This is a genomic window from Porphyrobacter sp. CACIAM 03H1, from assembly GCF_002215495.1.
GTDB lineage: Bacteria > Pseudomonadota > Alphaproteobacteria > Sphingomonadales > Sphingomonadaceae > Erythrobacter.
The window spans coordinates 2,722,830-2,743,960 of sequence record NZ_CP021378.1; the positions used below are offsets into that span (position 1 = coordinate 2,722,830).

At 67.8% G+C, this 21,131-nt stretch carries 18 protein-coding genes; 11 read left to right on the plus strand and 7 right to left on the minus strand.

Annotated elements, in window-relative coordinates; genetic code table 11:
• Nucleotides 1-6: 6 nt before the first annotated feature.
• Complete coding sequence (locus tag CBR61_RS13010; RefSeq protein ID WP_088914744.1) at nt 7-3,294, minus strand: TonB-dependent receptor; 3,288 nt, start codon at nt 3,292-3,294, stop codon at nt 7-9.
• A gap of 195 nt (nt 3,295-3,489) precedes the next feature.
• Here CBR61_RS13010 and CBR61_RS13015 point away from each other — a divergent pair, with 195 nt between their 5' ends.
• From CBR61_RS13015 to CBR61_RS13030, 4 genes are all read left to right on the plus strand, one after another.
• Entirely contained in the window at nt 3,490-5,001 is a 1,512-nt protein-coding gene (locus CBR61_RS13015) for a tryptophan halogenase family protein (RefSeq protein WP_088914745.1), read from the plus strand.
• Between the two features lie 93 nt (nt 5,002-5,094).
• Nucleotides 5,095-5,892, plus strand: a complete 798-nt coding sequence (locus CBR61_RS13020; RefSeq protein WP_088914746.1) for an NTP transferase domain-containing protein — start codon at nt 5,095-5,097, stop codon at nt 5,890-5,892.
• Nucleotides 5,889-7,058: a hypothetical protein gene (locus CBR61_RS13025; protein WP_088914747.1), complete on the plus strand. Its 1,170-nt coding sequence runs from the start codon at nt 5,889-5,891 to the stop codon at nt 7,056-7,058. The genes CBR61_RS13020 and CBR61_RS13025 overlap by 4 nt, the downstream gene beginning before the upstream one ends.
• Nucleotides 7,051-7,830 carry an FkbM family methyltransferase gene (locus CBR61_RS13030; protein WP_157696595.1) on the plus strand — a complete coding sequence of 260 codons (780 nt, stop codon included), beginning with the start codon at nt 7,051-7,053 and terminating at the stop codon, nt 7,828-7,830. The genes CBR61_RS13025 and CBR61_RS13030 overlap by 8 nt, the downstream gene beginning before the upstream one ends.
• Here CBR61_RS13030 and CBR61_RS13035 read toward each other — a convergent pair.
• The 5 genes from CBR61_RS13035 to CBR61_RS13055 all read right to left on the minus strand — a co-directional run bounded on the left by CBR61_RS13035 (nt 7,803) and on the right by CBR61_RS13055 (nt 15,743).
• Complete coding sequence (locus CBR61_RS13035) at nt 7,803-8,768, minus strand: NAD(P)/FAD-dependent oxidoreductase (protein WP_088914749.1); 966 nt, start codon at nt 8,766-8,768, stop codon at nt 7,803-7,805. The genes CBR61_RS13030 and CBR61_RS13035 overlap by 28 nt on opposite strands.
• A gap of 31 nt (nt 8,769-8,799) precedes the next feature.
• Nucleotides 8,800-9,786: an L-histidine N(alpha)-methyltransferase gene (egtD, locus tag CBR61_RS13040; protein ID WP_088914750.1), complete on the minus strand. Its 987-nt coding sequence runs from the start codon at nt 9,784-9,786 to the stop codon at nt 8,800-8,802.
• 1 nt (nt 9,787) lies between these two features.
• Nucleotides 9,788-11,062 (minus strand): ergothioneine biosynthesis protein EgtB, encoded by a 1,275-nt coding sequence (gene egtB / locus CBR61_RS13045; RefSeq protein WP_088914751.1) that lies wholly within the window; start codon nt 11,060-11,062, stop codon nt 9,788-9,790.
• Nucleotides 11,063-11,197: 135 nt separating this feature from the next.
• Nucleotides 11,198-12,583: a class II 3-deoxy-7-phosphoheptulonate synthase gene (locus CBR61_RS13050; protein ID WP_088914752.1), complete on the minus strand. Its 1,386-nt coding sequence runs from the start codon at nt 12,581-12,583 to the stop codon at nt 11,198-11,200.
• A gap of 142 nt (nt 12,584-12,725) precedes the next feature.
• Complete coding sequence (locus CBR61_RS13055) at nt 12,726-15,743, minus strand: M16 family metallopeptidase (protein ID WP_088914753.1); 3,018 nt, start codon at nt 15,741-15,743, stop codon at nt 12,726-12,728.
• Between the two features lie 110 nt (nt 15,744-15,853).
• Between CBR61_RS13055 and CBR61_RS13060 the strand changes: the two genes are divergently transcribed.
• From CBR61_RS13060 to CBR61_RS13090, 7 genes are all read left to right on the plus strand, one after another.
• The gene (locus CBR61_RS13060; RefSeq protein WP_088914754.1) at nt 15,854-16,435 is read left to right on the plus strand and encodes a NifU family protein; all 582 of its coding nucleotides are present in this window, start codon (nt 15,854-15,856) and stop codon (nt 16,433-16,435) included.
• Complete coding sequence (locus CBR61_RS13065) at nt 16,432-17,040, plus strand: malonic semialdehyde reductase (RefSeq protein ID WP_088914755.1); 609 nt, start codon at nt 16,432-16,434, stop codon at nt 17,038-17,040. Before CBR61_RS13060 ends, CBR61_RS13065 begins: the two co-directional genes overlap by 4 nt.
• A 49-nt stretch (nt 17,041-17,089) precedes the next feature.
• On the plus strand, nt 17,090-17,716 hold the full coding sequence (gene tsaB, locus CBR61_RS13070; protein ID WP_088914756.1) for a tRNA (adenosine(37)-N6)-threonylcarbamoyltransferase complex dimerization subunit type 1 TsaB: 627 nt from the start codon (nt 17,090-17,092) through the stop codon (nt 17,714-17,716).
• A complete protein-coding gene (locus tag CBR61_RS13075; protein WP_088914757.1) occupies nt 17,713-18,189 on the plus strand; it encodes a GNAT family N-acetyltransferase in 477 nt (158 codons plus the stop codon). Before tsaB ends, CBR61_RS13075 begins: the two co-directional genes overlap by 4 nt.
• Before the next feature lie 116 nt (nt 18,190-18,305).
• Nucleotides 18,306-18,755, plus strand: a complete 450-nt coding sequence (locus tag CBR61_RS13080) for a MucR family transcriptional regulator (protein ID WP_088914758.1) — start codon at nt 18,306-18,308, stop codon at nt 18,753-18,755.
• Between the two features lie 134 nt (nt 18,756-18,889).
• On the plus strand, nt 18,890-19,312 hold the full coding sequence (locus tag CBR61_RS13085) for a Fur family transcriptional regulator (protein ID WP_088915625.1): 423 nt from the start codon (nt 18,890-18,892) through the stop codon (nt 19,310-19,312).
• Nucleotides 19,305-20,165, plus strand: a complete 861-nt coding sequence (locus CBR61_RS13090; RefSeq protein WP_088914759.1) for a lysophospholipid acyltransferase family protein — start codon at nt 19,305-19,307, stop codon at nt 20,163-20,165. The genes CBR61_RS13085 and CBR61_RS13090 overlap by 8 nt, the downstream gene beginning before the upstream one ends.
• On the opposite strand, the gene CBR61_RS13095 is transcribed toward CBR61_RS13090, so the two are convergent.
• The gene (locus CBR61_RS13095; RefSeq protein ID WP_088914760.1) at nt 20,162-21,046 is read right to left on the minus strand and encodes a LysR substrate-binding domain-containing protein; all 885 of its coding nucleotides are present in this window, start codon (nt 21,044-21,046) and stop codon (nt 20,162-20,164) included. The two genes, CBR61_RS13090 and CBR61_RS13095, sit on opposite strands and share 4 nt — an antisense overlap.
• Nucleotides 21,047-21,131 lie beyond the last annotated feature (85 nt).

Consider the following 21,131-nt stretch of genomic DNA (forward strand, 5'->3'; position numbering starts at 1 on the left):
GGTTCCCTAGAAGTCGAAGCGCGCGAGGAAGGTGAAGCGCCGGTCGTTGCGGAACGCCGACCTTTGCACCCGCGTTCCGTCGAAGTCGATCACCTGGCTGGTGCGGAACACCTCGTCGAGCAGGTTCACCCCCTGCACCCCGAGCTTCACCCCGTCCATCACGGTGACGAAGATCGACGCGTCGAGCTGCCCGGTCTCCTCGCCCCAGATCGGCGAGAAGGGGAAGATGTCGTCGCGCGGGGTGATCAGGAAGGCCGAGCGCCAGTTGTAGGCGGCGCGCATCGACAGCCAGTCCTTCTCGTAGAACAGCACCGCGTTGACGGTGTGCTTGGAGATCCCGGCGAGCGGCTGGAAGGCCGCGAAGTCGCCCTGGTTGTTGGCGAGGTTCGTGTTCCGGAAATCGCTGCCGTCGACATAGGTGTAGGTCAGCTGCGTCCCGAGCCCGCTGAGAACGCCGGGCAGGAAATCGTAGGTCTGCTGATAGCCGATCTCGACGCCCTTCATGGTGCCGTCCTGGCGGTTGTCGGGGCCGTTGACCTCGACATCGAGATCGAGCCCGCCGGGGCTGACGAAGTTGACCAGATCGACCCCGTTGTTGACGATCCCCTTGATGTCCTTGACGAAGCCCGAGATCGTCAGCGAGCCGACGCGGTCGAAATACCATTCGAGCGAAAGGTCGTAGTTCCAGCTTTCGATCGGCCGCAGGTTGCGGTTGCCGGTGAACAGCTGAAACAGCGGCCCGGTCTCCAGCGTCCCTTCGGAGCGCAGGTCGCCCGTGTTGTCGCCGATCCCGCCGCCCGAGCGGAAGGCCGCGAGGTCGGGGCGCGAGATGCCCTTGGAAACGGCGGCGCGGAACAGCAGGCCGTTGCCGGTGTCGAGCAGGGCGTTGAAGCTCGGCAGCCAGTTCTCGAAGGTCACCGCGCGGTCGTCGAGCACGATCTCGCCGGTGTGCGCCGCCGCGAATTCGGCAAGGCGGCCCTGCGAGAGGCTGCAGAAGGCCGGGCGCTGGTCGGCCGGGAGCTGCTGGGCGCGGCCGCAGGCGGCGGTCACTTCGGAAAGCTGCGCCACCCCGTCGCCGTTGCCGCCCGCGGTGGGATCATCGAAGAAGAACGGGTTGGGGAAGCCCACCAGCCCTGCCGCGACCACCTCGGTCTCGACATAGCGCAGGCCGAAATTGCCCGAGAGCTTCCAGCCGTTGCCGAACTCCGTGCCATAGTCGACCCGGGCGTAGGCGGCCTTGGTGGTCTCGGCCACGGTGCTGATCTCGGGCGTGCAGAACGGATCGCAGGGCGTGCTCTCGCCGGTGATCGAATTGAAGAAGGTGCGGTTGTTGACCCCGAAGAAGGGGTTGGGCGTCTGCGAGAAGGTGTTGATCAGCCCCGCCTGACGCGCGGAATCGCCCGCAAGATATTCCTTCAGGAAGCTGTCCGCCCCGAAGAAGTGCGCCCCGCCCGGCAGCGGCGCAGGGGCATTGCCGCGCTGGAAGCCGTTGTCGAACGGCGCGCGCAGATTGGCGAAGGCCGGGAAGTCGTCGACGAAGGCACCGCCGCCGATCGCGAATTCCTGCCCCGGCAGACCGGTGAAATAGCGGCCCGGCTGGAACCCGCCCGTGGCGGCGCAGCCCGGCCCGGCATTCCACGGGGCGCAGCCGGCGCGCCCGGCCCAGGGCGCCGAGAGGTTGCCCCAGGTGCTGAAATTGGTGTCGCGCGTGGTCTGGTCGCGCTCCGACCAGCGGGCGCCGAACTTGACCTGCTTGAAGAAGCCGTCTTCCGAGATGTCGTATTCGGCATCGAAGCGCAGCGTGTCGAGATCGCCCTCGTTGCGTGCGATGCTGTCGAGCAGGAACCAGTAATAGGTGTTGCGCCCCGAGGTGAAGTAGTCCGCCGGCGCCCCGGGAGGAGCGAGGAACTGCACCTGCGGCACCTTGCCGCTCATGTCGAGGTCGATGTTCGCCCAGGTCGACATGGTGCCGATGATCGAATCCTGCCGGAGGTCGGATTCGATGTGCTGGGCCTCGAAATTGACGCGGAAGCGATCGGTGATGCTCCAGTCGATGTCGATCGAGAGATCCTGCGTCATCGCTTGCGTCTCGCGCTCGAAGCGAAGCAGTTCGAGCGGGATGCCGCCGCGACCGAAGGGGTTGGCATAGGCATCGCCGATGCGCTGGCTCAGCACGCCGCGCTGGAAGATGCCGTTGCTGTCGAATTCCCAGGTGCTGCCCGCCGCCGGGACGGGGAACAGCGCATCGTCGTTGACGAGCGCGATCGCCGCGTTTTCCTTGGTGAAGAAGGTGGTGTCGGCGCGCAGCCATTCGGCGGTGACGACGAAATTGCGGTCGGGGCTTTCGTACTGGATGATGCCCGAGATCGCCTCACGGTCACGCTCGAGATCGGTGGTGCGCACGCCAGCGCCCTTGGGCACGACCAGCGCGCCGGCGGGCGGGAAGTTGTCGGGACCGAACACCGGCGCGCCACCGAAGCCGCCGCTGCCCACCGGCCGCACGCGCAGGCACGCGCCGGTGAGGTTGTTCGCGCGGTAGCAGGGATCGCCGACCTGCGATGCGTCGGTGCGGCTGATCAGCTCTGAGCGCGCATAGCCGAACTGGACGCCGAGCGTGCCCGCGTCGGTTTCCCAGGTCGTCGATCCGAGCACCGAACCGCCGGGCGACCACTTTTCGGCAAGGTCGCCGACGTTAGCCTCGATCGTGCCGGCGATATGCGTGCCGGGCCGGTCGAGCGGCTTGCGGGTGACGAGGTTGACTGTCCCCGCGATCCCGCCCTCGACCATGTCGGCGGTGAGGTTCTTGAACACCTCGACCCGGCCGAGCAGTTCGGGCGAGACCTCGTTGAAGTTGAGAACGGTCCCACCATTGGCCGAGAAGATGTCGCGGCCATTGAGTTCCGAGCGCACGAAGTTGAGGCCGCGGATGATCACGCCGGTGCCTTCGACCGAGAAGCGGTCCGGGTCGGAAGGCTTCTCGAAGCGGCCGATATTGACGCCGGGCACGCGCTGGAGGGCTTCGGCCACGGAGCGGTCGGGCAGCGCGCCGATGTCCTCGGCGGTGATCACGTCGACGAAGGTGTCGGCATCGCGCTTGATGTTCTGGGCCGACTGCAGCGAGGCGCGGAAGCCGGTGACGACGATGGTGGATTCGTCCTCCTCGGCGGCGGGCGCTTCGGCCTCCGGTTCGCCCGAATCCTGCGCCAGCGCGGGGCTGGCGGCGGCGATCGCCAGTGCGGAGGCGGTGCCGAGGGCGAACAGGCGCCGGCGCGGCGCAGGCTGTGCGATGGTCATGATCTTTTGTCTCTCCCCATGCCGCGCGACAGTTTCGTGCCTGACGCTGCGGTTTGCCCTTCTTTCCTAGCGCATCTTGTGAGCGTTCTCAAGACTTGTAATCTGCGGTTCATATTGCATTCTGGCAACACTGGGCGCGAGCGCAGAACGCCTGCCGACAGGGCCCGCAGAGGCCCGCTGGGAATCGAGGAAAACGTGGCAATCGAACGCATTATCATCGTCGGCGGCGGCACGGCCGGGTGGATGGCAGCCGCCGCCCTGTCGCGTATCAAGGCCGGGCGGCCTGTGGAAATCACGCTGATCGAATCCGAGGCGATCGGCACGGTCGGCGTCGGCGAGGCAACGATTCCACCCTTCGTCGGCTTCAACCGGCTGCTCGGGATCGACGAGGCAGAGATGCTTGCAGCCGTCGGCGGCACCTTCAAGCTCGGCATCCAGTTCGAGAACTGGGGCAAGCTGGGCGACAGCTACATCCACCCCTTCGGCGCCTATGGCTACACGATGGGCGGGATCAGCTTCCACCACGTGTGGCACCGGATGCAGGCCGGCGGAGACAGGCGGCCGATCCAGGTCTTCAACCTCGAGACGATGGCCGCCGCCTTCGGCAAGTTCGCCCGCACCGAGGACTACAAGCGCGACGATCTGCCCCCGGTCAATTACGCCTATCACCTCGACGCGGGCCGCTATGCCGCCTTCCTGCGCCGGCTCGCCGAAAGCCGCGGCGTGGTGCGGCAGGAGGGCAAGGTCGCCGATGTCCAGCTGGACGGGGAGAGCGGCTTCGTCACCGGCGTCACGCTCGACGATGGCCGCGCCTTCGCGGGCGACCTGTTCATCGACTGCTCGGGCTTCCGCGGCCTCCTGATCGAGCAGGCGCTGAAGACCGGATACGACGACTGGAGCCACTACCTGCCCTGCAACCGTGCCGTCGCTCTGCCCTGCCTGCGCGAGGACGGCAGCCCGCCCCCGCCCTTCACCCGCGCCACCGCGCACTCTGCCGGCTGGCAATGGCAGGTGCCGCTCCAGCACCGGAACGGTAACGGCCATGTCTACTGCTCGGCCTATATGGAGGACCAGCAGGCGCTCGACATCCTGCTGGGCAACATCGCGGGCAAGCCACAGGCCGAGCCCAACTGGCTGCGCTTCGTCACCGGGCGGCGCAAGAAGTTCTGGAACCGCAACGTCGTCGCGCTGGGCCTTGCGGCCGGCTTCATGGAGCCGCTCGAATCGACCTCGATCCACCTCATCAACACCGGGATCGACAAGCTGATCTCGCTGCTGTCGCTCGACGGGATAACGCAGGTGCAGGAGGACACCTTCAACCGCCTCACGGGCCGCGAATATGCCCGCATCCGCGACTTCCTGATCCTCCACTACAACGCCACGCAGCGCACCGATTCCGACTTCTGGAACCATCTCCGCACGATGCCGGTGCCCGACACGCTGACCGAGAAGGTCGAGCTGTTCCGCGCCAACGGCCAGATCTTCCGGGAGGAGGACGAGCTCTTCACCGAAACCAGCTGGGCGGCGGTGATGATGGGACAGGGCATCCAGATGGGCGGCCACAACGCCATGGCCGACGCGCTCGATCCGGTGACGACCGCGAAGGAAGTCAACGAAATGGAGCAATCGATCCGCTGGCTGGTCCAGCACATGCCCGGGCACGGCGATTACCTGAAGCGCTATTGCCCCGCACCTATGGCCGCGTGAGGCAGAGCGGGGGCGGTTCCTTGACAAACCCGGGCCGTGGCTGAAAGGGGCGAGCATACCCCTCCCCGCCCCCTCCCGAGGTCTTACCTGCCCATGACTGACGCTCCGCAAGGCTGGACTGCGCTGGTGCTGGCCGGCCAGCGCCCGGGCGTGGACAGGCTCGCGGCGCATTTCGGGCGCGAGGCCAAGGCGCTGATCCCGGTCGCGGGCGAACCGATGCTCGCGCGGGTGGTGCGCGCGCTTGCGGATGCGCCGCAGATCGCGCGGATCATCATCATGGCGCAGGATGCGTCCGCTCTTGTCGCCGATCCCGCCGTCGCGAAGGCGGCCGGCGATACCCGGATCGACGCGCGGCGGTCGGGCCGCACCATCAGCGGATCGGTGCTGGATGCGGTGAACGATCCCGCCATCGGCCTGCCGGTGCTCGTCACCACCGCCGACAATGTCATGCTGACCCCCGCGACCGTCGCCGAATTCCTGGCTGCAGCGGGCGCGGGCGACGTCGGGGTGGCGATGGTCGAGCGCGGGAACCTCGAACGTGCGGTTGGCTCGAACCGGCGCACTTGGCTGACGTTTCGGGACGGCGCTTTCACCGGGGCCAATCTCTTCGCCCTCACCGGCACCTCTGCGGTCAATGCCTTGAGGTTTTGGGAGCGGGTCGAGCAGGACCGCAAGTCCGTGCCTCGCCTTGCCGCCCATTTCGGCCCCTTGCTGATGGTGCAGCTGCTGCTGCGGCGCCTGACGCTCGCCGATGCCATCGCGGCGGCCGGGCGCAAGCTCGGCGCCTCGGCCGCGCCGTTGCTGCTTTCGGACGGGCGCATGGGCGTCGATGTCGACAAGCCCGAGGATCACGCGCTGGCGGAGCGCCTGCTGGCAGACGGGCGCGCATGAAGCGCATCTGCTTCCTCTTCAACCACGACCAGACGCACCAGGTCGCGCATTCGCTGCCGATCGCGCTGGCACTGGCGGCGCGGGGCGGGCACCGGATCGTCCTTGCCTACGCCCGCGACGCGATTCGCGCCGAGATCGAGCGGCAGGCAGATCCAGCCCTGCTTGCCAGGGTCGAGCTGGTCAGGCTGGGACTGAAGCGAGCGGACACGCGGCTGCTGGCCGGCGCGCTCGAGCGGCTCGTGCCTGCCACCAAGCTGCTGATCTACCGCGACAACCTCGATTTCTTCCGCAGCTTCGATGCCGTGGTGGTGTCGGAAAAGACCACCCTCCTGCTCAAGACCCGCTACGGGCTCGATAACGTGAAGCTGATCCACACCCGCCACGGCGCGGGCGACCGGGCGATCGGGTTCAACCCCGAGAGCGCGGGTTTCGATCTGGTGCTGGTCTCCGGCCCCAAGATCCGGGACCGGCTGATCAAGGATGCGGGCCTGAAGCCGGAGCAGATTGCGCTGGTCGGCTATCCGAAGTTCGACCTGTGCGCGAACAACCGTTTCGCCGACAGCTTCCCCGCGCCGGAGCGGCCGACGGTGCTCTACAACCCCCACCCCTCGCCCAAGCTGTCGAGCTGGTTCCGGCACGGCGCGGCGGTGCTGGAGGCATTCCGCAATCAGGATCGTTACAACCTGATCTTCGCGCCGCACGTGATGCTGTTCGAGCGAAAGTGGGTGGTGACGGTCGACCCGCCGAGCCTCGCCCAGGTGGTCCCTCCGGGACCGGAATTCGCGCGCGAACCGCGCATCCACATCGACACCGGCAGCGCGGCGAGCAGCGACATGAGCTACACCAACCGCGCCGACATCTACCTCGGCGATGTCAGCAGCCAGGTCTACGAGTTCCTGCGCGCGCCCCGCCCCTGCCTGTTCCTCGACAGCCACGGCGTGGACTGGCGCGGCGATCCCAACTACCTCCACTGGCAGGCCGGGCCGGTGCTGGAGAGCCCCGAGGGCCTGCTCGACGCGATCGATGCGGCGGTCGCCTCGCATCCCGACTATGCGCCGGTGCAGCAGGCGCTGATCGATGCGACCTTCTCGCTTTCCGACCGCCCCTCGGCCGAGCGGGCGGCGGATGCGATCACCGCCTTTCTGGAAGGACAAAAGCGTGGCTGATCTTACGGCATTCTGGCGCTACGGCGTGGTCAAGACGCTGCGCAAATGGAAAGCGGCGGCGCTCTCGCCACTGATGGCGGGGCGCGGGGAAGCGGCGGTGCGCTCGGCCTACGGCGTGCTGATGGTCCCCAACTGGCAGGACACCACCTTCCGCTACTGCATCTTCGGCACCTACGGCCGCGACCTCGCCGACCTGCTGCTCGGCCAGCGCGAGCACTTCGTCTTCGTCGATATCGGCGCGAACCAGGGGCTCTATTCGCTCATCGCCGCGCAGAACCCCACGTGCCGTCAGGTGATCGCCTTCGAGCCGGTCCCCGCTACCCATGCGCGCCTTGCCGCCAATGTCGCGCTCAATGGCGGGGCGGAGCGGACGGTGCTGCACCAGCTGGCGATCGCCGACAGCGTGGGCGAGGTGACGATCAGCGTGGCCGAAGGACACACCGGCACCGCGACGCTGGCCGGGCGCGAGAGCGGCGCACCTTTGGGAGGCGGGGTGACGATCCGCACCATTGACGCGCCGATGGTTAACCCGCTGCTGGCCGGTGACCTTCCGATGTTCGTCAAGATCGACGTCGAGGGGCTGGAGGCGGTGGTGATCGCCGAACTCGCCAAGACGGAGGCCTTCGCGCGCGTCGCCGCGATCTTCTACGAAGTCGACGACCGCTGGGCGAGCGCGGGCGAGATCGAGAGCCTCTTGCGCGCCTCTGGCTTCACCCGCTTTGCCAAATACGGGCGGGGCCACCACTACGACGTGCTGGCGACCCGCTCCTGAGCAACCGCCTCGGCGAGGGCGCGGCCCGAGAGCCATGCACCCTCGACCCTCGGGCTGTGCAGCCAGTCGCCCGCGATGCCGATCCCGAGATCCGGATTGTAGCGCGCGCCCTCGCCCTTCAGGGCTTCGGGCAGGGCATAGAGCCAGCGGTGGGCGTCGCAGTGGACGGGCGCGGTCGGGGCGATCCCGGCGGCCGCGAAGAAATCGGCGAGGAGGATGCCGGCGACCTCGTCTCTGGGCAGATCGATCAAATCGCGGCTGCGCGCGGGGCTGGCGTGGATCACCCATGTCTCCAGCCCCCCACGCCCCGGCTTGGCCGCATTGCGCGCGGCCCAGCTGACGGGGCCGGCATCGGAGCGGAAGGTGTCGGCAAGCGGCAGGCGCTCGGCAAAGCCCGCCATCACCGCCCAGCACGGCGCGGAAACCACACCGGCGGCGAGCGCGGCCATCTCCGGCGCGACGTCTGGCAGCAGCGCTGCGGCCTGCTCGGCAGGCACGGCGACGAGGATGGTGGATGCGGTGAAGGCCTCCTCGCCCGCCTCGACCCTCCAGAGCGCGCCGTCGCGGTGCAGCCGTTCAGCGCGCACGGCCCAGCGCATGTCCAGGCCGGTAGCCATGTGCCTGACGCAGGCGTTCATGCCGGGCGTGCCCACCCAGGCGTCCTCGCCCGCCGCCGGCCAGCGTGCCGCAATGCCGGCCTGCTCCCATTGCGCGACCTGCTCGCGGAAGGCGGGATCGCGCGCGGTGAAGTATTGCGCGCCGTGATCGAAGCTCGCCTGCGCGCCCTCGATCTCCACTCTCCGGGTTGCCATCCGTCCGCCCGGGCCGCGGCCCTTGTCGAGCACGACGATGCGCCTCCCGTTGCTGGCCAAAGCGGTGGCAGCGGAAAGCCCGGCCATGCCGCCGCCGATGATGAGAATGTCAGTCTGTCCGTCCATCCCGCGCCAACGCGCGGGAGGCGGGTTCGTTTCAGGGGGCCGAGCGTGGCGGGCGACTTTCGGCCAGCACCAGCGAGAACTGCCGCGCCTCGTCGGTCCAGCGCGCGCACGGTTCCCACCCGGCCGCCGCAAGCAGCATCTGCGCCGAACGCTTGGTGAACTTGTGGCTGTTCTCGGTGTGAATGCTCTCACCCGCGCGCATGGCGAAGCGCTGTCCGCCGACGGTGAAAGCCACATCCGACTGCGCCACGAGATGCATCTCGATCCGGGCGAAAGCATCGTTCCAGCGCGCCTCGTGCGCGAAGACGTCGATGGGGATGTCTCCGCCGAGTTCGCGGTTGATGCGTTCGAGCAGGTTGAGGTTGAACTGCGCCGTCACCCCCGCCGCATCGTCGTAGGCGGCGAGCAGGACCTCCTCGTCCTTCACCAGATCCATTCCGATCAGCAGCATCGCCCCTTCGCCCAGCGTCGCGCGCATCGTGCGCAGAAGGTCGGTCGCGGTGCGGGCGATCATGTTGCCGATGGTCGATCCAGGAAAGAAGCCGAGCTTGGGCAGGCCCGCGACCTCGGCGGGAAGCTCGACCCGGCGCATGAAATCGGCCTCGACCGGATAGACCGGCAGCCCCGGGAACTTCGCCGCCAGTGCCGCCGACGAGGCGCGCAGGAAGTCCCCGGCGATATCGAGGGGCACATAGGCGGAAGGGCGGATCGCCGAAAGCAGCAGCGGGGTCTTGACCGAGGAGCCGGAGCCGAACTCCACCACCGCGCGTGCCTCTCCGACGAGATCGGCGATGGCGCCCGCACGGGTCTGGAGGATCTCGGTCTCCGCACGGGTCGGGTAATATTCGGGAAGCTGCGTGATGTCCTCGAACAGCTGCGATCCCCGATCGTCGTAGAACCAGCGCGCGGGCACCGCCTTCTGGGCTTCCGCAAGGCCCGCCAGCACATCCTCCCGAAAGGCGAGATCGACCCCGCCCGCATCGCGTTCGACCAGCCGCAGGCCCTTGGCAGAAGTCATCTCAGGCGTCCTTGGCCAGCCGCAGCCCGGTGAACTGCCAGCGTTGATGGGGGTAGAAGAAATTGCGGTAGGAGGGGCGCGAATGCCCGCGCACGGTCGCGCAGCTCGCGCCGCGCAGCACCACCTGCCCGCTCATGAACTTGCCGTTGTATTCGCCCACCGCGCCCTCGGCGACGCGAAAGCCGGGATAAGGCAGGTAGGCCGATCGGGTGAACTGCCAGCAATCGCCGAACAGGCCAGGGGAGCCTGCGGGAAGTGGCGGGGCAGCGCCGTCGAGCTGGTTGCCCCCGGCCGGATCATGCGCCGGGGCGCTTGTCGCGCCGTCCTGCCCGCGCGCGATCGCCTCCCATTCAAACTCGGTCGGCAGCCGCGCACCGGCCCAGGTGGCGAAGGCATCGGCCTCGAAATGGGAGATGTGGGTGACCGGCGCATGGGGATCGCGCGCCTGCCAGCCCCGATGGGTGAAGTGCGCGCCGTCCTCGCGCCAGTAGAGCGGCGCGGCGATGGCATTCTGCTGCACCCAGCCCCAGCCGTCGGCAAGCCACAGGCGCGCATCGGCATAGCCGCCGTCGGCGATGAAGTCCGCCCACTCGCCATTGGTCACCAGCCGGTCGGCGAGCGCGAAGGGCTCGAGCAGCACCCGGTGGCGCGGGCCCTCGTTGTCGAAGGCGAAACCTTCGGTCTGGTGCCCGACCCGCGCGATCCCGCCGGGATGGGTGTGCCAGCCCGGCGCGTCCACCTGCGCTGCGGCCGGAGGCGCCTCGCGCTCCCACATCGCGGGCCCGAGCGGGTTCTGGAACAGCGCGTGCTTGATGTCGGTTAGCAGCAGTTCGATGTGCTGTTCCTCGTGCGCGATGCCGAGCGCGATGAGGTCCGACAGCGCCGGATCGGCGAGCAGCGGCTCCATCGCCTCGGTGACCTGCCCGCGCCACGCCAGCACCTCGGCGAGCGTCGGTCGGGAGAGCATCCCCCGCGCGGCGCGGGCGATCCGCGCGCCCTCGGCCTCGTAGTAGGAGTTGAACAGGAACGGCCAGCGTTCGTCATGCAGCCGGTATCCGGGCGCATGTTCGCGCAGCAGGAACGTCTCCCAGAACCACGTCGTGTGCGCGAGGTGCCACTTGGCAGGTGAGGCATCCTCCATCGACTGGATCGAGGCATCGGCATCGCTCAGCGGAGCGACCAGCGCCTCGGTCAGCGCGCGGGTTGCGCGAAAACGCTCGGCGAGCCCGCGGGGGCCCGCGCCGCTTTCGGCGTTCTGCAGTTCGCTGCGATGCACGCGTGCACCTCCCGTCCAAGCTGGTGCCGACGCCAAGGACCATGCCCGTTCGTCATGACACAGGGAAGACGCTTGGTAAGCGCAATTCTATCGCGAAATCATCACACCTGTCAGCTTTTTGCGCGAAACCGGCGGTCAGGCGGCGTGGCTGACCTCGGCTTCGCGGCCGCCGCCTGCCGCCTCGTTGAGCATCTCGGCGACGAGGAAGGCAAGCTCCAGCGACTGTTCCGCATTGAGGCGCGGATCGCAATGGGTGTGATAGCGGTCGCCGAGCCGTTCCTCGGTGATCGCCACAGCCCCGCCGACGCATTCGGTGACGTCCTGCCCGGTCATCTCGATGTGGATGCCGCCGGGGTGCGAGCCCTCGGCGCGGTGGACCGCGAAGAAGCCCTTCACCTCGCGAAGGATACGGTCGAACGGGCGGGTCTTGAAGCCCGTATCCGATTTGACGACGTTGCCGTGCATCGGATCGCAGGACCACACCACCGGATGCCCTTCGCGCATGACAGCGCGCACCAGCTTGGGGAGCCCCTCCTCGACCTTGTCGTGGCCGTAGCGGCTGATGAGCGTGATCCGCCCGGCCTCGCGGGCCGGGTTGAGGTCGTCGAGCAGCCGCAGCAGCGCATCGGGCTCGAGCGAAGGCCCGCACTTCATGCCCAGCGGATTGCCGATCCCGCGCGCGAATTCGATATGCGCCGAACCCGGGAAGCGCGTGCGGTCGCCGATCCATACCATGTGCGCGCTGGTCGCGTACCAGTCGCCGGTGAGCGAATCCCGCCGCGTCATGGCCTGCTCGTAGGGCAGCAGCAGCGCCTCGTGGCTTGTGTAGAAGCTGGTGCCCTGCAACTGCGGCACTGTCGCCGGGTCGATCCCGCAGGCTTCCATGAAGTCGAGCGCCTCGCCGATGCGGTCGGCCATCTCGCTGAACTTCTCGGTCCAGGGCGTGCGGCCCATGAAGTCGAGCGTCCACTGGTGGACCTGCCGCAGGTTCGCATAGCCCCCGCCAGCAAAGGCGCGCAGCAGGTTCAATGTGGCGGCAGCCTGCGAATAGGCCTTCACCATCCGCGCCGGATCGTTGCGGCGGCTGACGGGGTCGAACTCGATCCCGTTGATGTTGTCGCCGAGGTAGCTCGGCAGGGTGACGTCCCCGATCGTCTCGGTCGGCGAGGAACGCGGCTTGGCGAACTGGCCGGCCATCCGCCCGACCTTCACCACCGGGCGCTTGCTGGCGAAGGTCATGACGACCGCCATCTGCAGCAGCACGCGGAAAGTGTCGCGGATGTTGTTGGGGTGGAACTCGGCGAAGCTTTCCGCGCAGTCCCCGCCTTGCAGCAGGAAACCGTGGCCGTTCGCGACGTCCGCGAGATCCGCCTTGAGCGCGCGCGCCTCGCCCGCGAAGACCAGAGGGGGATAGGAGGAGAGGGTCTTTTCCGCTTCCGCCAGCTCGGCCGCATCCTCGTAATGCGGCAGGTGGCGCGCTTCGAAGGCCTTCCAGCTATCCGGGGTCCAGGTCTCGGGCACGGTCACAACTCTTTCTCTGTCCAGTCGGCGCCAGGGTCGCACGGCGCGGGGGCGCCCGCTACCCGAGCGCGGCACGAATTGTAAAGCGACAATGGCCGATGGGACAACTTTATTTCCCGGCCACTGTCAGCGGGAGGGGCGATCAGCGCCCGGTCATCGCCCCTCGCGCAGCATTCGTGCCTGCGCCCGCCGGGGGCCCTGCGGCAAGGCTCTGGCCTTCGGGGATGATCGCCAGCCGGAAGGCATCGTCCTTGGCGAGATAGCGTTCGGCAAGGAACTGCATCGCCTGCGGGCTGGTCTGCGAGTAGTCCGCGAGCAGCGTGCGCAGCAGGGCGACGCGCTGCGGGTCCTGCGTCGCGCCTTCGAGGTTGTAGAGCCAAAACTGGTTGCCGGTCGAGGCGCGGCGGATCAGCTGGCCGAGCGGTTCGGTGACCCGCGCCAGCTCGTCGGCGGTGGGCGGGTTGGCGGCGAGGTCCTTGGCGATGCGTTCGGCCTCGGCGAAGAACACCGGCACGAATTCAGGCTCGAGCTGCGCCAGGGCGGTGATCCGGCCCCCGCTGGCGAGATCGGCCGGCCAGTTGGAGAAGGCCTGCGGCGAATAGCTCGCCCCGGCGCGTTCGCGCAGCGCCTCGAGCAGGCGGTTGCTGAACAGCTGGGTGAGGATTTCGAGCTGGCGGCTCTCGCGCAGGGAAGCGACCCCGCCGCCGCTCTTCCACGACACCACGGCCGCGGCCTGGTTGGCATCGCCGCGATGGGTGACGACGACCGGCTCGGCCGTCGGCGGGGCGAAGGCCGGCACGCGCGCGGCGACTTCGGGCGCGATCGGCTCGCGCGCCGGCAGGGCGCCGAAGGTGAGGCGCAACTGCTCGATCACCTTGGCCTTGTCGAACTCGCCGAACACCAGCACCTCGATCGGACCCTGCTTGAGCAGCGGCTCCCACACCTTGCGGAATTCCTCTGGCGTCGCGGCCTTGAGCGCGGCGGGATCGGGGGTGGCAAAGCGCGGATCGCGGCCGGTCACGAGATATTCGAGATCGCGGTTGAGCACCCCGCCGGGGCTGGTCGAATAGGTGTTGTAGGCCAGCTCCGCCCCCGCCTTGGCGCGCAGCACCGGCTCCTTGTCCCAGCGCGGCATGCCCAGCTTGGCGGCAAAGAGATAGAGCTGGTCGTTCACATCCTCGGACCGGGTCTGGGCCGTGAGGGTGAAGACCGCATCGTCGATGGCGAAGTCGAAGCCGAGCTTGCGGCCCGTGGCGAGGCGGTCGATCTCGTTCTGACCGAGTTCGCCGAGCCCGGAGCCGACCAGCGCGGCCTGCCCCAGCGAGGCGTAGACCGCGTTCGAGGCGTCGAAGGCGCGCCAGCCAGCGCCGAAACGCACGCGCACCGTGACACGGCCGGGTTCGGCATCATTGGCCCACACCAGCGCCTTCACGCCGTTTGCGAAGTCGACCTTCTCGATCTCGAGCACGCCGAGCGGCGCCTGCTGCGCGATCGTGCCGGGCGCGCCCACGGGGGGCAGTTCGTCGAAGGAGATGGTCTGCGCCGCGAGCCGCGCGGTGCTGTCGACCGCCGCCTCGCTCGCCAGCGCAAGGCGCAGGGCGGCGACATCGGCCTCGCCCGCCTGCGGGGTGACATAGACCGAACGGGTGACCGTGCCCTCGAACAGGCCGCGGGTGCGCTCAAGCACGAATTCCGGCGTCAGGCGCGGCTTCATGTTGCGGAACACCTCGAGCACCACCTTGGGCGCGGCCACCGTCTCGCGGATATCGACCGCATTGACGAGATTGTTGGCAAGATCGCTCCCGGACTGGACGCTCTCCTGCTCGACCTCGTTGGCGAAGACCACGTCGAACTGCGCGACCTCGCGGTCGATTTCTTCCTGCGTGGGGGGCGTGGCGAGCGCGTCGGCGATCACGCTGCGCACATCGGCCAGCGCGGCCTGCCAGTCGGCGCTGAGCGGGGCGAAGGTCACGAAGGTCGCGTCGGTCGAGCGCGACACGTCGTCCTGCTGGACCTGGGCGTAGAGGAAGCTCCCGCCCCCCCGCGCGCGGCTTTCGAGCCGGCGGTTGATGATCGCCTGTGCGACTGCGTCGGTCAGCAGGCCCTCGTTGTAGACGATGGTGTCCTCGACCTGCCGCCACGGACGCATGATCGCATAGGTCAGGCTGCGCGGCAGATCGGGCTCGACGCCGACGGCAAGCTCGCCGATCGGGGTGGCGGGGCCGGCCGGGTCAGCTGCGTCTGCCGGGGCGACCGGATCGCCGAAAGCAGGGGGCACACCGGGCTTGCCGGTGCCCTTCCAGTCTCCGAACCACTGCTCCACCAGCCCTGCGAGCACCATCGGGTCGGCATCGCCGGCCACCACGATCACGGTGTTCTCGGGCCGGTACCAGCGGTCGTAGAAGGCCTTGACCGTCGTGCCGTTCGCCGCCCTCAGCGTCTCGTCGGTGCCGATCGGGTTGCGGCTCGCGAGGCGCTGGCCGGCGAAGAAGGTCTGGCGCGTGAGATCCGCCATGCGCAGCCCCGCCCCGCCCCGCTCGCGCTTCTCGGCGAGCACGATCGGCCGCTCGGCGGCGACGTTGGCATCATTCAGCACCGGTTCGCGGATCATGCCCGAAAGCAGCTTGAAGCTCTCGGCCAGCTTGGCGTTGTCGATGTTGGGGATGTCGAGCTTGTAGGCGGTGTGGGTCGGCGTGGTCTCGGCATTGGCGTCGCTGCCGAAGGTCGCACCCAGCCGCTGCCATGCCGAGATCGCCTCGGCCTTGCCGAGATATTTGCTCTCGCGGAACAGCAGGTGTTCGAGGAGGTGCGCATAGCCCTGCTCGCTGTCGTTCTCGTGCAGCGATCCCGCATCGATGCGCACGCGGATCGAGACCTGGCGCGGCGGCACCCCGTTGCGGCGCACCGCATAGCGAAGGCCGTTCTTCATCTCGCCGAACAGCCACTTGTCGTCGACCGGAACGTCCGAGCCGCGATAGAGCCACGGCGTCTCGCCGTTGTTCTGGAGTGCGCGGGGGGCCGGAACCGCCGGGAGCGGGCGCGTGTCGCTCTGGGCATCGGGATCGGGCCGGGGCGCCTGTTGGGCGAGCGCCGGTTGCACCAGGGCGAGAGAAGCGAGCAGGAGAGCGAGAGCGCGGGCAGCGCGGGTCAGCGACGTCATGGGAAGGCTTATAGGGAGCCAAAAGGTGAAGCGATAGTGAATGCGCAACCCTGCCGCGACAAGGGCATCGCGCGCTTGAAATCGGACAAAATTGCTCTTAAATCCCCACCATGTTCATCGAAACCGAAACCACCCCGAACCCGTCCGCGCTGAAGTTCCTGCCCGGGCAGACCGTCATGGCCGCAGGCAGCCGCGAATTTGCCACGCCCGAGGCGGCCGAGGCGAGCCCGCTCGCGCAGGCGATCTTCGACACGGGCGAGGTGGTGAACGTGTTCTTCGGCGCCGATTTCGTCAGCGTCACCGCCGCGCCCGGGGCCGACTGGAGCGCCCTGAAGCCGCAGGTGATCGCGATCCTGCTCGACCATTTCGTATCCGAGGCCCCGCTCTTCGCCACCGCCACCGCCGGCGGGATCAGCGTCCCGCCGCCGGAGGAGGACATGGCGGTCGAGGAACGCCCCGAGGATGCCGAGGTGATCGCCGCGATCAACGAATTGCTCGAAACCCGCGTGCGGCCCGCCGTGGCGGGTGACGGCGGCGACATCGCCTATCGGGGTTTCCGCGACGGGGTGGTCTATCTGACCCTGCAGGGTTCGTGCTCGGGCTGCCCGTCGAGCACCGCGACGCTCAAGCACGGGATCGAGGGCTTGCTCAAGCACTATGTCCCCGAAGTGACAGAGGTGCGCGCGGCATGACCATGCAGTACCACGATCATCCGCTATCCGTTGCAGCTCTTGCGCAGCTCTTTACCGAGGCACGCAGCTATAACGGGTGGCTCGACCGGCCGGTGAGCGACGAACAGCTCCATGCGATCTGGGACCTCATGAAGATGGCGCCCACTTCGGCCAACATGCAGCCGGCACGGATCGTGTGGGTCAAGTCGCCCGAGGCCAAGGCGCGGCTCGTCGAATGCGTGTCCGAGGGCAACAAGAAGAAGGTCGCCGCCGCGCCCGTCACCGCGATCATCGGCTACGACATTGATTTTCATGAGGAACTGCCGTGGCTGTTCCCGCACACCGACGCCAAGAGCTGGTTCGAGGGCGACGAGAAGGGCCGCGAGGAAGGCGCCTTCCGCAACTCCTCGCTGCAAGGGGCATACCTGATGCTCGCCGCGCGCGCCCTCGGGCTCGATTGCGGGCCGATGTCGGGCTTCGACCGTCAGGCGGTCGAGGCGGCCTTCTTCGCCGACGAACCCCGCCACCGCGTCAATTTCATCTGTTCGGTCGGCTACGGCGATCCGGCGAGCATCTTCGATCGCTCCCCCCGCCCCGATTTCGCGCGCTTCAACACCATCGCATAGGACGTATCGCCGCTTGCTTGCGACGGGTTGCTGAGGCAGGGCGGACCCCATGCGGGTGCTCGCGATCGAAACAGCCTCAGAGGCGTGCAGCATCGCCCTGTTCGAGGGCGACGGCATTGTTGCGCATGATCACCGGGTGATCGGGCGCGGCCACGCCGAAGCGCTGGTGCCGATGATCGCCGCCCTGCCGGAAAAGGGCCGGGCGGAGCGCATTCTCGTCAGCCTCGGCCCCGGCAGTTTCACCGGCGTTCGCATCGGCCTTGCGACGGCCCGCGCGCTCGGCTTTGCCTGGGGCGCCGAGGTGCTGGGCTACCCGACCCTCGCGCTGATCGCAGCCCGGGCGCAGGCCGCCTGTCCGGGCGAGCCGGTGACCGTGTGCGTCAACGGCGGGCACGGCGAATGGTTCGTCGCCGATTTCGGGGCGGACGGCCTGCCGCTGTGCGAGGCCACCTCGCTCACTCCCGAGGCCGCGGCCAACCGCGCCCGGGCGGCGGTGGTGGCGGGCAACCGTGCGGCTGCGCTCGCGGGAGACGGTTCCGCCGCGCGGGTGCTCGACCTCCTTCCCGACGCCGCCGCCGTGCCGCTGCTGCCGCCCGAACTACTCACCTCCGTCCTCGCTCCGATCTACGGGCGCGGACCCGATGCCACGCCGATGGCGGAACGGGTGCGCGGATGACGCCCTGCCCGCACCTCCTCGACCGGATCATGTCGGTGATGGAGGCGGCCTTCGATCCTGCCTATGGCGAGGCCTGGAACCGGCGCCAGGTCGCCGACGCGCTCACCCTGCCCAGCACCCATGCGCTGGTGGTCGATACCACGGGCGCCCCGATCCCGGAGGGCGCAGGACCTGCGCCTGCCGCGGCAGGTTTCGTGCTGACCCGCCACGTGCTCGACGAGGAGGAACTGCTCCTGATCGCGGTCGTGCCGCCTGCCCGCCAGCGCGGCATCGGCACGGCTCTGATCGAGCACCTCTTCGCTGCCGCCAGAGGCCGGGGCACGGAGCGCATCTTTCTGGAAATGCGGCGAGGCAATCCGGCGATACACCTCTATCGCAAGTTCGGCTTCGAACCAATCGGCGAGCGGCGAAACTATTATCGCATGGCTAATGGGGATCGCATCGACGCGATTACTTTCGCACGTTCGATCTAGTAACCTGCGATTCATCCCGAATCCGTGAACAAGCAAAGCAACCTAGTTGCCAATGTAGTCGCCGTAGTTCATGGCGCAGTAACCGGCGCGAGCGAAAAGACGCCAGTGAGGAACTCATGGACAATCTGGAAATGGATATGAAAGAAACACTTATCACGCTGACCAGCGACATTGTTGCCGCCCATGTCAGCAACAATGATGTCGCGGTCGCCGACGTGCCCGGACTCATCACCAACGTCTACGCTGCACTCGCCAATCTTGGAGAGACGCCGGTTGTCGAAGAAGCCAAGCCCCAGCCGGCTGTCGCGGTGCGCAATTCGGTCAAGCCCGATTACATCGTGTGCCTCGAAGACGGCAAGAAGCTCAAGATGCTCAAGCGTTATCTTCGCACCAATTACAACATGAGCCCCGAGGAATACAGGGCACGCTGGGGCCTGCCGGCCGATTATCCGATGGTCGCGCCCAACTATGCCGAAAAGCGCCGCGACCTCGCCAAGAAGATCGGCCTCGGCCGCAAGCCGGGCGAGAGCGCGCCCAAGGCGCGCCGCCCCCGCAAGGGCGCCTGAACTCTCCCCGCCGCCCTGTTGAGAGGGTGGACGGCCCGCTTGAGCATGCAGCCTCGTCCCTGTAGGGGTGAGGCTGCAATGCTTTCGGGCGGTCGCATCCGGATGGAGCGCCGCGCCTGGCGATGGAGCTTTCCTTGACCCAGAAAATCGACCTCGAACAACTCTGCGCCGAAAAGGGCCTGCGCATCACCGAGCAGCGCCGGGTGATCGCCAAGGTGCTTTCGGAAAGCGACGACCACCCGGATGTCGAGCTGCTCCACAGTCGCGCCGCCGCGATCGATCCGCGCATCTCGATCGCCACGGTCTACCGCACCGTTCGCCTGTTCGAGGAAGCGGGCATCCTCGATCGCCACGATTTCGGCGACGGGCGCTCGCGCTACGAACCCGTGCCCGAGGCGCATCACGATCACCTGATCGACGTCGAGACCGGCAAGGTCGTCGAATTCGTCGATCCCGAGGTCGAGGCGCTCCAGCGCCAGATCGCGGAACGGCTCGGCTATCGCCTCGTCGATCACCGCATGGAGCTCTACGGCGTGCGCCTGTCGCGCAATGACTGACTGGGAGCTGCGGCAGGCCGCCGCGCGCGGGGAGACGACCCCGGTCTCCCCGGTCGGCTGGCTGCGGATCGTCGCGCGCGCGCTGGCGCTGATCGCGCTGATCGTCGTCTTCGTGCCGCTCCACTACCTCTACCGCACCGTCTCCTACGGTTCGCCCTTCCCGATGCTGTTCCTGCGCTATGCGGCGCGGGTGTGCGGGGCACGGGTCACGGTCCACGGAACGCACCTGAAGCGCGATGTCTTCTTCGTCGCCAACCATGTCTCATGGGTCGACATCCTCGCGCTGGCGGGGGCAAGCGGGACGGCCTTCGTCGCCAAGGCTGAACTGGCCGAGGCGCCGGTGGTCGGCTGGCTCGCGAGCCTCAACCGCACGGTCTTCGTCAAGCGCGAGCACCGCATGGGCGTGGCCGAGCAGATCAATGCCCTCAAGGAGGCGCTGGTCGACAACTGGTCGGTCACCGTCTTCCCCGAAGGCACCACCACCGACGGGAAGTCGCTGCTGCCGTTCAAGACCTCGATGCTGTCGGTTCTCGAGCCGCCCCCGCCCGGCGTGCTCGTGCAGCCGGTAATCGTCGACTACGGGCCCGTCGCCGAATGGATCGGCTGGATCGGCGAGGAAGGCGGCCTCAACAACGCCAAGCGGGTCCTGTCGCGCAAGGGCACCTTCAAGGTCGCGCTGCACTATCTCGAGCCTTTCAGCCCCGAGGATTTCAAGGGCCGAAAGGCGATCAGCCAGGAATCGCGCCGCCGCATCGAGGAGGCGCTGGTGGAGATCCTCGGTCGCCCCTTGCGCCCCTTCGCGCACACCGTGCCCCCGGTGCGTTATCAGGCGAAGACCGAGGCAGCGGACTAGAGCCCTGCCCTCACCAGCCAATCGTGGAAGATCCGGACCGGGCGGCTCTCCAGCGCCACTGGCTTGCACACGAACCAGTAGGAATAGGGGCTTTCGACCGGCTTGCCGGGCAAGTTGATCAGCCGGTTGTCGTTGGCGCGGCGCAGGTGGTCATCGTGCATGATCGCGATGCCGAGGCCCTGCGCGGCAGCCTCGAGCATCAGCGCGCCCGAATCGTAGTGATCAATCGCGGCCAGATCCATCGTCTCCAGGCCGTTCGCCTTTTTCCACGCGACGAAGCTCTCGGGCATTTCGTTGTGGATGAGGAAGGTCTGTTTGGCCATCACCTCGGGCGTGATGTCGGTGCCGATCGTGCGCGCGATCTCCTTAGAACAGATCGCGTGGACCAGATTGTGGTCGAGCCGCACCGCGTGGAGCCCGCTCGCCGGACCGCGCGACAGGATGATCGCGGCATCGAGCGTGTCGCCCACCCGGTCCTCGAGATGCGGCGCGCTGTCGATGTCGATGTGGAGCAGCGGGTGGCGCTTGCGCAGCTCGCCCAGCCGCGGGAACAGGCGCTGGCTGCCGAACATCGGCAGCACGCCGAGGCGCAGGCGCAGCAGGGCGATGTTGTCCGATTGGCTCTCCACCGCCCGGGCGAGCGCCTCCATGTGCGGGTTCACCGCCTCGTAGAAGGCCTGGCCCTCGTCGGTCAGCTGCATCGACTGGCGCGCACGGGTGAACAGCTTCTTCCCGACGAATTCCTCGAGATTGCTGATCCGCCGCGACAGCGCGGAGGGGCTGAGGCCGATCTCCTCCGCCGCCGCGCGGGCGGAACCGAGCCGCACGGTGCGCATGAAGGCTTCGAGCGCGCGCAGGGGGGGAAGACGACGTGCAGGCATGAACTCTCTCCTTGAGTGGAGGGAGATACGCCCGAAACCGCAATTCGGATGCAAAAAATCGAAGAAAAAATTCGTGGATACGCGA

Excerpts from the sequence above, each read along its gene's own strand:
- CBR61_RS13095 (WP_088914760.1), bottom strand. The coding sequence starts at position 21,046 with ATGCCTGCACGTCGTCTTCCCCCCCTGCGCGCGCTCGAAGCCTTCATG.
- egtD (WP_088914750.1), bottom strand. The coding sequence starts at position 9,786 with ATGACTTCTGCCAAGGGCCTGCGGCTGGTCGAACGCGATGCGGGCGGG.
- CBR61_RS13020 (WP_088914746.1), top strand. The coding sequence starts at position 5,095 with ATGACTGACGCTCCGCAAGGCTGGACTGCGCTGGTGCTGGCCGGCCAG.
- tsaB (WP_088914756.1), top strand. The coding sequence starts at position 17,090 with ATGCGGGTGCTCGCGATCGAAACAGCCTCAGAGGCGTGCAGCATCGCC.
- CBR61_RS13060 (WP_088914754.1), top strand. The coding sequence starts at position 15,854 with ATGTTCATCGAAACCGAAACCACCCCGAACCCGTCCGCGCTGAAGTTC.
- CBR61_RS13080 (WP_088914758.1), top strand. The coding sequence starts at position 18,306 with ATGGACAATCTGGAAATGGATATGAAAGAAACACTTATCACGCTGACC.
- CBR61_RS13090 (WP_088914759.1), top strand. The coding sequence starts at position 19,305 with ATGACTGACTGGGAGCTGCGGCAGGCCGCCGCGCGCGGGGAGACGACC.
- CBR61_RS13075 (WP_088914757.1), top strand. The coding sequence starts at position 17,713 with ATGACGCCCTGCCCGCACCTCCTCGACCGGATCATGTCGGTGATGGAG.
- CBR61_RS13055 (WP_088914753.1), bottom strand. The coding sequence starts at position 15,743 with ATGACGTCGCTGACCCGCGCTGCCCGCGCTCTCGCTCTCCTGCTCGCT.
- CBR61_RS13065 (WP_088914755.1), top strand. The coding sequence starts at position 16,432 with ATGACCATGCAGTACCACGATCATCCGCTATCCGTTGCAGCTCTTGCG.
- CBR61_RS13010 (WP_088914744.1), bottom strand. The coding sequence starts at position 3,294 with ATGACCATCGCACAGCCTGCGCCGCGCCGGCGCCTGTTCGCCCTCGGC.
- CBR61_RS13035 (WP_088914749.1), bottom strand. The coding sequence starts at position 8,768 with ATGGACGGACAGACTGACATTCTCATCATCGGCGGCGGCATGGCCGGG.
- CBR61_RS13025 (WP_088914747.1), top strand. The coding sequence starts at position 5,889 with ATGAAGCGCATCTGCTTCCTCTTCAACCACGACCAGACGCACCAGGTC.